Source organism: Nocardioides sp. NBC_00163 (genome assembly GCF_045206295.1).
GTDB lineage: Bacteria > Actinomycetota > Actinomycetes > Propionibacteriales > Nocardioidaceae > Nocardioides.
This window is the reverse complement of the sequence record NZ_CP108155.1, coordinates 1,034,847-1,047,105: the sequence shown is the minus strand read 5'-3', so window position 1 is coordinate 1,047,105 and position 12,259 is coordinate 1,034,847. Positions and strand designations below refer to the sequence as shown.

Below are 12,259 nucleotides of genomic sequence, written 5' to 3'. Positions count from 1 at the left end.
GGCCTCAGTGCTGGACGAGTCCCGACTGGTAGGCCCACACGGCGGCCTGGAGACGGGACTTCACGCCGAGCTTGGGCATCATCCGGGCCAGGTGGGACTTGACCGTGGAGACCTCGAGGACGAGCGCCTGGGCGATCTCCTCGTTGGACATGCCCTCGGCCAGGTGGAGAAGGATGTCGAGCTCGCGGGTGGTGAGGACCTCGCTGGCGCGCGCGGCGGTCACGGGCTGCGTACGCCTGCGGGTGACGACCTCGCGGAGGACGCGGCGGGTGAGGGAGGTGTCGAGGGTGCCGTGGCCGGCGGCGACGGAGCGTACGGCGGCGACGATGGCATCGGGGTCGGCGTCCTTGAGGAGGAAGCCGGAGGCGCCGGCCTCGAGGGCACCGAAGACGTAGTCGTCGATGTCGAAGGTGGTCAGGACGAGCACCGGGATCGGGTCGGTGACGTCGGGGCCGCAGAGCTCGCGGGTGGCGCTGATGCCGTCGCGGCCGGGCATGCGGATGTCCATGCAGACCACGTCGGGCCGCAGCGCGATCGCCCGCTCGACCGCGGCGGCACCGTCCTCGGCCACCGCGACGACCTCGATGTCGGGCTCGGTCTCCAGCAGCGTACGCAGCCCGGCACGCACCAGCGGCTGGTCGTCGGCGACCACGACCCGGATCATCCGGCCAGCTCCGCGGTCGCAGTGGCGGGGATCCGCAGCCGCGTCTGCCAGCCGCCCTCGGCGGTCGGTCCGGCCTCGAGCGTCGAGTCGGTCAGGTCGGCGCGCTCCTGCATGCCGACCAGGCCCAGGCCGCGACGCCGCGGCGTCCCCGCGGGGGTGATGGGCGGCGGCCCGTTGCCCACCGTCACCACCACCTCGGCCGGATCTCGGGCGTCCAGGACCACCTCGCACCGGGCACCCGGCGCGTGCCGGGCGGCGTTGGCGAGGCACTCCTGCACGGTGCGATAGGCGGAGAGCTGGGCGAGCGGCCCGACGCTCCCAGCAACGGAACCGGCCCCCAAGGTGGAGAACGACACCTCGAGCCCGGCACGACGGGCGTCGTCGACGAGGGACGCCAGCTCGGACAGGCGCTCGTGCCCGCTCGCCTCCTCGGCCTGCCCCGGATTCCGCAGCAGCGTGACCAGTCCACGCAGCTCGCGCAACATCGCGGTGCTCTGGGTGCGGACCTGGCGTAGGGACTCCTTCGCGCCCGCCGGGTCGGTGTCGATCTGCCGCTCGACCGCGCCGGTCATCACCGCGATGCCGGTCAGATGGTGAGCGGCGATGTCGTGGAGCTCGCGGGCCATCGCCGTACGCTCCTCCGCGATCGCCGCAGCGATCTGGGCGGACTGCTCGCGGTCGACGGCGTCCGCGAGGTCGGTCCGGGCCGACCGCGCGTCGCGGCGTGCGCGCACGGTGGCGGCGAGCAGCGCCGGCGCCGCGATCACGCCCGCACCCTGGACGAGACCGGCCAGAACCGCGGTGCCGACCGGAAGTCCGATGCTCGTCTGGCTCAGGCAGGTGCCGAGCGCGACCAGCAGCCCGGCCCCGGTCAGCGCCCCGGCCAGGGCCCGGACCCGGCGGGGGAGCGACACCGAGGTCACCGCCGACCACACGGCGACCAGCACAGCCGCCGAGGCGAGGCTGGTGGTGTCGCCAGCGCCGCTGACCGCCAGCACGACCGATGCGGCGGCCACGACCAGCAGCACCGCCAACGGCCGCGAGCGCCGCTCGAGGAGCACCACCGCCTGGGCGGTGAGCACCACCAGCGCGACCCACCAACCCGCGCTGCCGAGTGCGGGGCTGCCGCCGATCTCGGCGTCGGCCGAGTCGAGGCTCGGCGCGGCCACCAGCAGCGCCGTGGTGACCAGCCAGACCACCACGGGAGGGATCAGTCGCGGCACCATTCGGGTCGTCTCGTCGCTCACGCCATCATCCTTTCCGCAACAGGTCCCGGTCGCCAGCATCTTTCGATGCAAGTGCGAAGGTTCGCTCTTTTGCCAGGCGCGACCGGTTCGGTCCCGTTCATAGGTTCAGGTTCGCCAGGAAAGCGACCCCCGCCGAAAGGGAACGACCATGACCACGACCCAGCCAGAAACACGGCCGATGACCGAACCGGATCAAGGCCTACGAGGATTCGTACGCCGCCACCAGCTCTCCACCTTCTTCGTGCTCGCCCTCGCGGCGAGCTGGCTGGCCTGGACACCGTACGTCCTCTCCAACAGCGGCCTCGGCGTCTGGGACCTCACCTTCCCCGGCGGCATGATCGGCGGCCAGCTCCTCGGGATGCTCCCGGGCGCGTACCTCGGCCCGATCGGTAGCGCCGCGCTGGTCACCGGCCTCGTCGGCGGCCGGGCCGGCCTGCGGGCCTGGGTGGTCGGGATGTGGCGCTGGCGGGCGAGCTGGCGCTGGTACGCCGGCATCCTGATCGGCGTCCCGGCCACGATCATCATCGCGACCCAGGCCGTCGGTGGGCAGATGGCGGCGCCGTCGCAGGCGTGGCTGTTCGTGCTGGTGGCGTACGTTCCCGGGCTCATCCTGCAGATGATCACCACCGGCCTCGCCGAGGAGCCGGGCTGGCGCGACTTCGCCCTGCCCCGGCTTCAGCGGAAGGTCGGACCGCTCGGGTCCGCGTTCGTGCTCGGCCCGATCTGGGCGCTGTGGCACATGCCGCTGTTCCTGACCGACTGGGCCGGCTGGCCGGACGTGAGCTGGTACGCCCCGCTCGTCTTCGCGGCCTTCTGCGTCACCTTCGGGATCGTGATGACCTGGGTCTTCAACCGCACCGGACAGAGCCTGCCGCTGGCGATGCTCCTGCACACCAGCGTCAACAACTACGCCTCGGTGGCCTCCACCGAGCTCTTCCCTGGCATCGACGCCGACCGGTTCCAGCTCGCCGTGCTGCTCGCCGCGGGGATCGGCGCGGCGATCGTCATCGTCGCCACGCGCGGGCGGCTGGGATACCCCTCCGAGCGTTAGTCGGCGGTCGCCTGGACGGGCTCCCGGAGGGTCTCTGCCTCCGGAGCGCCGTCCTCGGCCGCGGTGAGCAGGAACCGGAGCCGGGTCAGCACCAGGCCCGCGGTGAGGGTGCCGCCGATCACGACGACCGCCCACAGGTGGCCGAGGCCGCTGCCGATGAGGGAGCCGGCCAGCGCCGGTCCGAGGATCTGGCCGAGGGTCAGGGTGAGACCGAGGGAGGCGTTGTAGCGGCCGCGCAGGTGGTCGGGGGCGATGGTGTTCGCCAGCCCGGTCACGATCGGAGCCCACAGCGTCTCGCCGAGTCCGAAGATCGCGAGGCCGATCACGACGGCGGCGATCGCGCCGGCGACGGGCATCAGGTCGGCGGCCGCGAGCACGGTCCAGGCCAGCGACCAGGTCAGCACGGCGCACGCCAGTGCGGTCGTACGCCGCCAGCCGGAGGTGAGCCGCAACAGGATCACCTGCCCGCACACGATCACGGCGGCGTTGGCGGCGAAGGCCCAGCCGAGCGCGGTCGCCGGCACCCCGGCCACGTCGACGGCGTAGGCGGTCGCGCCGGCCTCGAGCTGTCCGTAGCCGAAGGTCACCGCGAGCACGCCGCAGGCGACCAGGGCCACCGCCCGCCGGTCGCGCAGCACCTCGCCCCAGGATCCGGCGGTCGCGTCCTCGGACTCGTCCTCGCCGGTCCGAGCGGGGGAGCGGACCAGGAAGGCGAGCACCGCGGCGTAGACGAGATAGGCGACGGCGTCGCACAGGTAGAGCACCTGGAAGGTCTCCGGGCGGGTCACGTCGATGAGGAACGCGCTGACCAGACCACCCACGCCGATGCCCGCGTTCAGCCCCAGGAAGGCGAAGCCGTAGGCCCGTTCGCGGTGCTCGGCCGGGACCATCCCGGCCAGCAGCGTCGTCGTGCCCGGCCACAGGGGAGAGGCGCCCACGACCACGCCGGCCAGCACCGCCATCGTCGGCACGGTCCCGTCGACGAAGCCGAGCGACCCGATCGAGACGGACTCCACGACCAGCGCGGCGATCAGGACCGCGCGAGGCCCGAAGCGGTCGAGGAGCGCTCCGACCCCGGGGGCGGCCGCCAGGCCGACCAGACCCATCCAGGCGAACATCCAGCCCGCGGTCGACGACCCGAGATCCTGGACCTGGGCCATGTAGACGTACAGGAACGGAAGGGTCAGACCGTTGCCGAGGGAGGCGAAGGCAAAGCCTGCGAGCACGCGACGGGCCTGGGTGGGGGAGTGCGGCACGGGTGTGATCGTCCTCTCTCTGGCCCACCTGTCTGGCGGGGACGCGTTTAGGGTAGCCTCACTTAGGTTCGCCTAACCTAATCCCCCCGTGTCGAAGGAGACCAGTGAGCGCACCGCACTTGGAGCATCTGTTCCACCCCGACAATGCTCGTGAGTACACCAGCGGGATCACCGAAGCAATCAGGCTGCTCGTCGACCAGCTCGCCACCCTCTCGGGCCCCACCACCGGAATCTCGCCCGAGGAGGCCGCCGGACCGGTCGCCGAGGTCGACCTGGACAACCCCCTCGTCGACGGCGCCGCCGCGCTGGCCGAGGTCAGCAAGCTGTGGCTCCAGGACGCCGTCTGGTTCCACGACCCCTCCTATGCCGCCCACCTCAACTGCCCGGTCGTGATCCCCTCCCTCGTCGGGGAGCTGCTGATCGCGGCCGTCAACACCTCGATGGACACCTTCGACCAGTCCGTGGGCGGTACGTTCATGGAGCGTCGTCTCATCGATTGGACCGCGGCCCGCGCGGGCTATCCGGAGGCGACCCGCGACGGCATCTTCACCAGCGGCGGCAGCCAGTCCAACCTGCAGGCGCTGCTCCTGGCCCGCGGTGAGGCGGAGCGCCGCGGCGTACCTCTGGACCGGCTGCGCTTCCTGACCTCCGCGGACAGCCACTTCTCCATCGCCAAGTCGGCTCGCCTGCTCGGCATGGGCGACGCGGCCGCGATCGCGATCCCGACCGACGCCGAGCACCGGATGGACGTCGTCGCTCTGCGCGAGGCGCTGGACGAGTGCGTCGTCGACGGTCTCGTCCCGGCCGCGGTCGTGGCCACTGCCGGCACCACCGACTTCGGTGTCATCGACCCTCTCCACGCCATCGCCGACGCCTGCCAGGACTTCAACGTCTGGTTCCACGTCGACGCGGCGTACGGCGGTGGGCTGCTCGCCTCGCCGAAGTATCGCCACCTGCTCGACGGCATCGAGCGGTCGAACTCGATCACGATCGACTACCACAAGACCTGGTTCCAGCCGGTCTCCTCCAGCGCGCTCCTGGTCCGCGACCTGGCGACCATGCAGCACGCCTCCTGGTACGCCGACTACCTCAACCCGCGGGAGTCGGAGAACCCCAACCAGGTCGACAAGTCTCTGCAGACCACCCGCCGCTTCGACGCGCTCAAGCTGTGGCTGACGCTGCGCACGATGGGCCCCGACCAGATCGGCGCCTACCTGGAGACCGTGATCGACCTCGCGCGCGAGGTCTACGACATCCTCAGCGTGCAGCCCGACATCGAGGTCATCACGCCCTCCCAGCTCTCCACAGTCGTCTTCCGCTACGTCGACCCGCACCTGGACGAGGCTGGTCTCGACGAGGCTGGTCTCGACGACCTCAACCGCCGCATCCGAGCCGAGATGTGGAGCGGCGGCCGCGGCGTCGTCGCCGCGACCAAGGTCGACGGCCGGCAGTTCCTCAAGCTCACCCTGCTCAACCCCAAGGCCTCCGTGCAGGACGTACTCGAGATCATCGAGCAGGTCCGTACGCTGGGCCGTGCCGTTCCGGAGGTCGCCCGATGACGCGTGTTCATGACTTGATCGGCATCGGGCTCGGCCCGTTCAACCTCGGCCTGGCCGCCCTCGCCGACCCGATCGACGAGCTCGACTGCCTCTTCCTCGAGGGCCGCGACCGGTTCGACTGGCACCCCGGGATGATGCTCGACGAGGCCACCCTGCAGGTGCCGTTCCTCGCGGACCTGGTGACGATGGCCGACCCGACCTCGCGGTTCAGCTTCCTCAACTTCCTCAAGCAGACCGGCCGGATCTACCCGTTCTACATCCGCGAGAACTTCCTGCCACACCGGCGCGAGTACAACCAGTACTGCCAGTGGGTCGCCGAGCGGCTCGACTCCGTCCGCTTCGGACAGCAGGTCACCTCCGTGGAGCACGACGGGGAGACGTACGTCGTCACCACCGCCTCCGGCGAGACCCATCGGACCAGGCGGCTGGTGCTCGGGACCGGGACGACCCCACGCGTCCCGGAGTGTGCGGCCGAGGCCGTCGCCGCGGAGGGGCCGGCGCTGCACAGCGCCGAATACCTGGCCCGCAAGGACGAGCTCGTCACCCGGCGCAGCATCACCGTCGTCGGCAGCGGGCAGTCGGCCGCCGAGGTCTACCTCGACCTGCTGACCGCCCAGCCCGACCACGACTACCAGCTGGCCTGGCTGACCCGCAGCCCGCGGTTCTTCTCGATGGAGTACACCAAGCTCACCCTCGAGCTGACCTCCCCGGAGTACTCCGCCTACTTCCAGGCGCTTCCGAGCGAGAAGCGCGACCGGCTGCTGAAGGCGCAGCAGAGTCTCTACAAGGGCATCTCGGGCGACACCATCGACGCGATCCACGAGGCGCTCTACACCCGGTCGGTCACCGACCCGGCCGAGACCACGCTGCTGACCAACACCGAGGTGCGCGGCGTGACCCGCACCGACGGCGGCTACCACCTCGCGCTGCACCACGTGGAGCAGGAGGAGGACTACGAGATGGCGACCGAGGCGCTCGTCCTCGCCACCGGCTACCGCGCCGGCATCCCGGCCTTCCTGGAGCCCGTCCGCGACCGGCTCCGCCTGGACGAGCAGGGGCGCTACACCGCCAGCGCGACCTTCTCGGTCGACACCGCCGACCGAGAGATCTGGGTACAGAACGGCGAGGAGCACACCCACGGCTTCGTCGCCCCCGACCTCGGCATGGGCGCCTACCGCAGCTCGGTGATCCTCGCCGCGATCCTCGGCCGGGAGCCGTACCCGGTCGAGAAGCGGGTCGCCTTCCAGGAGTTCGGCGTGCCCGACCGTTTCAAGATTCAGCCCGATCAGGGCACGGAGGAGAACCGATGAGGATCACGATCGAACCGCTCGAGATCGAGGCCCACCTCGCCACCGTCCACTCCTGGGTGACCCACCCGCGCTCGGCGTACTGGATGATGCTGGACGCCACGCTGGAGGATGTCGCCGCGGAGTACGCGCGCATCGCCGGCCACCCGCACCACGACGCCTGGCTCGGCCGGGTTGACGGCGTGCCGGCGTTCCTGGTCGAGACCTACGACCCCGCCCGCAGCGAGCTCGCCGGGATCACTCACGTGCCGGACCTGGCTCCCGGCGACCTGGGCATGCACGTCCTGGTCGCGCCGACCTCGGGCGAGCCCGTCACCGGCTACACCACCCGGGTCTTCCGGGCGGTCATGCGGCACTGCTTCGCGGACCCCGGTGTGCGTCGCGTGGTGGTCGAGCCGGACGTACGCAACGAGGCGATCCGCCGCAAGAACACCGAGGCCGGCTTCGTCGAGCTGCGCGAGATCAGCATCGGGGAGAAGACCGCGATGCTCTCGGTCTGCACCCGGGAGATGTACGCAGCCGCCCACCTGCGCCCGGAGAACCTGCGCGTCGCGCACCGCCACCTGGTCGCCAAGGCGATCGCCGAGTTCAGCCACGAGCGGATGATCGCGCCCGTGGCCACCGACACCGGCTGGGAGCTGCAGGGGCCGTCCTCGACGTACGCCTTCACCGGCCGCCGCTTCCAGCTCGAGCACTGGGTCGTGGACCCGGCCTCGATCGTCCGGACGACCGGGGGTGAGGAGGCCGAGGTCGATGCGCAGGCGTTCGTCGCCGAGTTCGCGCGCGATCTCGGGATCCCGGACAAGCTGCTGCCGACCTACCTGGAGGAGCTGGCGGCCACGATCGCCTCGGCCTGCTGGAAGCTCGAGCACCAGACGTTGACCGCCGCCGACCTGGTCGATGCCGACCACCAGAGCGTCGAGGGCGCGATGAGCGAGGGCCACCCGGCCTTCGTCGCCAACAACGGCCGGATCGGCTTCGACATCGACGACCACGCGCGCTGGGCGCCCGAGACGAGCAACGACCTGAGCCTGCTGTGGGTCGCCGTCTCGCGGGACCAGTCCCACCTGGCCCTGGGCCGCGGCGAGGACGAGCAGGCGCTCTACGAGGCCGAGCTCGGCGAGGCGACGCTGGCCCGGTTCGCGGCGAAGCTGCGCGGGCTCGGGTTGGACCCGGACGGGTTCCGCTACCTGCCGGTCCACCCGTGGCAGTGGCGCCACAAGCTGGCGGTCACCTTCGCCACCGACGTCGCCGCGCGCCGGCTGGTGCTGGTCGGCGAGGGCGAGGACGTCCACCGCCCGCAGCAGTCGATCCGGACGTACTTCAACACGAGCCGTCCGGAGCGGCACTACGTCAAGACCGCGCTGTCGATCCAGAACATGGGCTTCATGCGGGGACTCTCGCCGGCCTACATGGCGGCGACCCCGGCCATCAACGACTGGGTCGCCGACCTGGTGGAGGGCGACGCGGAGCTGAAGGAGCGCGGCTTCGGGGTGCTGCGCGAGCTCGCCTCGATCGGCTGGACCGGCGACGTCTTCCACTCCCTGCCGAACCCGTCGCCCTACCGGAAGATGATCGCCGCGCTGTGGCGGGAGTCGCCGGTGCCGCGCCTCTCGGAGGGGGAGCGGTGCGCGACGATGGCGGCGCTGCTCCACCGCGACGCCGCCGGTGCCTCGTACGCGGCCGAGCTGGTCCGCGCCTCCGGGCTGCCCGCCCGCGAGTGGGTGCGCAGCTACCTCGACGCCTATCTGCGCCCGCTGGTGCACTGCCTGCTGGCGTACGACCTGGTGTTCATGCCGCACGGCGAGAACCTGGTGATGGTGCTGCGCGACCACGTCCCGGTGCGGATGTTCATGAAGGACATCGGCGAGGAGGTGGCGGTGATGGGCGACCTGCCGCTGCCGAAGGAGGTCTCCCGGATCCGCGGGGAGTTCCCCGACGACGTCAAGGCGCTGGCCGTCCACACCGACATCTTCGACGGGGTGCTGCGCTATGTTGCCGCGATCCTCGATGATGAGGGGGTGCTACCAGAGACCGAGTTCTGGGCCGAGACGCGGGCCTGCATCGTCGACCATGCCGCCGACCACCCGGAGCTGGCCGATGCGGTCGCGCGCTACGACTTCCTCCGCCCGCGCTTCCGCCACTCGTGCCTGAACCGGCTCCAGCTCCGCAACACCCTGCAGATGGTCGACATCACCGACCAGGCCGAGTCGCTCATGTTCGCCGGCACGTTGGCCAACCCGATCGCATGAACTTTCTTCGGGACGAGTGGGGCATCCCGCATGTGCGGGGTGCCTCGCTCACCGAGGTGGCCCGGCTGCAGGGCTGGGCCACCGCGCGGGACCGCGCGTGGCAGCTCGAGATCGAACGGCTGCGTGGCGAGGGCCGTACCGCCGAGCTGCTCGGCCCGGCCGGGCTCGAGTGGGACGCCTTCGCCCGCCGCGCTCGGCTGGCGGTGGTGGCGCAGGAGGCCTACGCGCGGCTCGACGAGGAGACGCAGGGGTTCCTGACGGCGTACGTCGAGGGGGTCCGCTCCGGCCTGGAGGGGGCGCCCTGCCCGGAGCTCGACGAGCCCGACGGGCTCGGGCCCGCGCCGGGAACCTGGCAGCCGTGGACGCCGCTGGCTGTGTTCTGGGTGCAGCAGATCCTCTTCGGGTCGTTCCCCTCGAAGCTCTTCGGCGCCCGAGCGGCGCGGGTGCTCGGGACCGACGCCGAGCTGTTTCGCACAGAAGGCCTCTCCGGCGGCTCCAACGCGTACGCCGTCGGCGGTGGCCGCACCCGATCGGGTCTGCCGCTCGTGGCCGGTGACCCGCACCGGGTCTTCGAGGCGCCCAACGTCTATCTCCAGGTGCGCTTAGCGTGCACCGACCCCGACGACGCCTTCGATGTCGTCGGGATGACCTTCCCCGGCGTTCCCGGCGTGCAGCACTTCGCGCACGCCGGTCAGGTCGCGTGGGGGATCACCAACGCGATGGCCGACTACCAGGATCTCTACCGCGTCGACCTGCGCTCGGGCAGCGATGTGGTGCGGCGGAGCGTGGAGACGGTGCTCGTCCGCGACCAGGAGCCGGTCGAGGTCGAGGTGCTGGAGACCGACCGCGGGCCGGTCGTGCTCGGCGGTTCCGACGAGGGCTGGGGAGAGGTGCTGCGCTCGCCCGGCCACGAGCTCGCCGACCTCGGCTTCGGGGCGCTGCTGCCGCTGCTGCGGGCCCGTTCGGTCGCCGATGTCGAGGCCGCGGTGGAGCATTGGGTCGAGCCGGTCAACAACTGGGTGATCGCCGACGTGGCGGGCGACGTCGTCCACACCGTCGGCGGCCGCGTGCCGAGGCGCGACGAGGCGGGGGAGTGGACCGGCTGGGTCGACCCGCTGCCGCGGCGTACGGCGTCGGCGGATGGTTCTGTCGTGACCGCCAACGACCGCTGCATGCCGGAGTTCGACGTGCTCGCGGCCGGCTTCGCGCCGCCGTTCCGGGCGGACCGGATCGCGCACCTCCTCGACGAGGTCGGTCCTCTCGACGCGGTGCAGGCGGTGGCGGTGCTCGCCGACACCACCCAGACCGCGGGCGCGCTGCTGCTCGCGCTGGTCCCGGTCGAGCTGCGGCCCCAGGCGCTGGCCGGGTGGGACGGCGCGATGGACGGCTCGCCGGGCGCGGCCTGGTACGCCGCGCTGCGTGCCGAGGTCGTCGACCGGATCTGCGCGGCACCGGTGCTCGCGCCGCTGCGGGAGCCGTCGGAGCACGGGCCCCTCTACGAGCCGTGGTTCAGCCTCTCCGCGCGGGTGGCCGGTGCCCTGCACATCATCCTGGCCGCCGAGAAACCCTTCGGTCTGGACCCGCGAGCGCTCGTCGCCGAGGCGGCGAAGGCCGTACGCGACGCTGGCAGCGAGCCGACGCCCTGGCCGGAGGAACACCGCTTCTGGCCGCTGCACGCGCTGGAGCAGTTCGACCTCCCGCACACCCGGACCGCCCCTGCCACCCCACTGCCCGGCGACACCGACACGGTCCGCTGCAACGCCTGGATCCCGGGCTCCACCGTGACCGTCCGGGGCTCGGTGGCGCGCTACGCCTGGGATCTGGCCGAGCGGGACAACAGCCGTTGGGTCGTTCCCCTCGGCGTCAGCGGATGCCCGTACAGCCCCCACCACACCGATCAGCACGACGCCTGGGCCAGGGGAGGCGCGGTCCGCGTCGTCACCGACTGGTCCCTGCTCACCGAGGAGAAGACATGCCCCTGACCATTCGTGACCTGGAGCCGTCGGCCGACATCGACCTGTTGTGCGGCTGGCTGCACGACGATCGGGCCCGGTTCTGGGGCATGGTCGAGAAGCCGCGCGAGGAGATCGAGGAGATCTACACGTGGCTGCAGGAGCAGCCTCATCTGGCTGCGTACATCGTCGAGCTCGACGGCGATCCGGTCGCGCTCTTCCAGACCTGGGACCCCGAGGTCGACGAGCTTGGCACCTTCTACGATCGACGCCCCGGCGACATCGGCGTCCACCTCTTCCTGGCCGACACCCCGACCCGCAAGGGCCGGACGGAGGATGTCCTCGAGTTCTTCCTGGAGGAGGTCATCTCCAAGTCCGGCGCCCGCCGCGCCGTCGTCGAGCCCGACGCCTCCAACGAGGCCTCCCTCGCCAGGCTCGACGACTACGGTTTCAAACGCGGCCCTGTCGTTCAGCTTCCGCACAAGGTCGCCCAGTACGCCTTCCTCGACCTTCCCTGACTCACGCGAGCTTCTGGGCGACCTCGTTGAGGTTGGCGCGGAGCTTGGCGCGGTAGGCGTCGTGCTGCTCGGGCAGCCGTGCGTCGCAGAACGCGGCCAGGTCGGTCCCGGTGACCTCGATGACCGAGGTTCCGTTGGCGGCCTCGGTCTCGAACAGATCGAGGATCTCGCGGAGGACCTCGACGATGTCCATGCCGTCGCCGGCGGTGAAGCGCCACATGTAGTTCTTCATCTCTGCGTAGACGGTGCGGTAGTCGGCGGGAAGCTCAGCAGCGCGGGCTTCCATCCGCTTCCAGTCCTTCTTGTCACCCACGAGGCGGCTGAGGAGGTTGTTCATGATGGTGCTCCCTTGGATCGGTTGGTGTGTTCCCCGGGCTCCGTGTTTGGGGCCGTGCAAGAAGCGTGCAGCCCTGACGTAGCGTCAAGGTCAAGCACCGATCCGAAGAAAGTTTC

The 12,259-nt window shown here is 71.1% G+C and carries 10 protein-coding genes; 6 read left to right on the top strand and 4 right to left on the bottom strand.

All coding sequences use genetic code 11. The features are described from left to right. Positions 1–4: 4 nt before the first annotated feature. Together OG801_RS05050 and OG801_RS05045 are read right to left on the bottom strand one after the other, a co-directional pair. Positions 5–664, bottom strand: a complete 660-nt coding sequence (locus OG801_RS05050) for a response regulator (RefSeq protein ID WP_406034145.1) — start codon at positions 662–664, stop codon at positions 5–7. Next, complete coding sequence (locus OG801_RS05045; RefSeq protein ID WP_406034143.1) at positions 661–1,911, bottom strand: sensor histidine kinase; 1,251 nt, start codon at positions 1,909–1,911, stop codon at positions 661–663. The genes OG801_RS05050 and OG801_RS05045 overlap by 4 nt, the downstream gene beginning before the upstream one ends. A gap of 178 nt (positions 1,912–2,089) precedes the next feature. Here OG801_RS05045 and OG801_RS05040 point away from each other — a divergent pair, with 178 nt between their 5' ends. After that, complete coding sequence (locus OG801_RS05040; RefSeq protein ID WP_406034141.1) at positions 2,090–2,962, top strand: type II CAAX prenyl endopeptidase Rce1 family protein; 873 nt, start codon at positions 2,090–2,092, stop codon at positions 2,960–2,962. On the opposite strand, the gene OG801_RS05035 is transcribed toward OG801_RS05040, so the two are convergent. Beyond that, a complete protein-coding gene (locus tag OG801_RS05035) occupies positions 2,959–4,218 on the bottom strand; it encodes an MFS transporter (RefSeq protein ID WP_406034139.1) in 1,260 nt (419 codons plus the stop codon). The genes OG801_RS05040 and OG801_RS05035 overlap by 4 nt on opposite strands. Positions 4,219–4,322: 104 nt before the next feature. On the opposite strand from OG801_RS05035, the gene OG801_RS05030 reads away from it, so the two are divergent. The 5 genes from OG801_RS05030 to OG801_RS05010 are packed head-to-tail and all read left to right on the top strand — an operon-like array spanning position 4,323 to position 11,806. Continuing rightward, positions 4,323–5,777, top strand: coding sequence for a pyridoxal phosphate-dependent decarboxylase family protein (locus tag OG801_RS05030; protein ID WP_406034137.1), 1,455 nt, complete (start codon positions 4,323–4,325; stop codon positions 5,775–5,777). After that, on the top strand, positions 5,774–7,087 hold the full coding sequence (locus OG801_RS05025; RefSeq protein WP_406034135.1) for a lysine N(6)-hydroxylase/L-ornithine N(5)-oxygenase family protein: 1,314 nt from the start codon (positions 5,774–5,776) through the stop codon (positions 7,085–7,087). The genes OG801_RS05030 and OG801_RS05025 overlap by 4 nt, the downstream gene beginning before the upstream one ends. Beyond that, positions 7,084–9,336, top strand: coding sequence for a GNAT family N-acetyltransferase (locus OG801_RS05020; protein ID WP_406034133.1), 2,253 nt, complete (start codon positions 7,084–7,086; stop codon positions 9,334–9,336). Before OG801_RS05025 ends, OG801_RS05020 begins: the two co-directional genes overlap by 4 nt. Then, on the top strand, positions 9,333–11,318 hold the full coding sequence (locus OG801_RS05015; protein WP_406034131.1) for a penicillin acylase family protein: 1,986 nt from the start codon (positions 9,333–9,335) through the stop codon (positions 11,316–11,318). The genes OG801_RS05020 and OG801_RS05015 overlap by 4 nt, the downstream gene beginning before the upstream one ends. Further along, positions 11,309–11,806, top strand: coding sequence for a GNAT family N-acetyltransferase (locus tag OG801_RS05010; RefSeq protein WP_406034129.1), 498 nt, complete (start codon positions 11,309–11,311; stop codon positions 11,804–11,806). Before OG801_RS05015 ends, OG801_RS05010 begins: the two co-directional genes overlap by 10 nt. Position 11,807: 1 nt before the next feature. On the opposite strand, the gene OG801_RS05005 is transcribed toward OG801_RS05010, so the two are convergent. Then, positions 11,808–12,143 (bottom strand): DUF1048 domain-containing protein, encoded by a 336-nt coding sequence (locus OG801_RS05005; RefSeq protein ID WP_406034127.1) that lies wholly within the window; start codon positions 12,141–12,143, stop codon positions 11,808–11,810. Between the last annotated feature and the right edge of the window lie 116 nt (positions 12,144–12,259).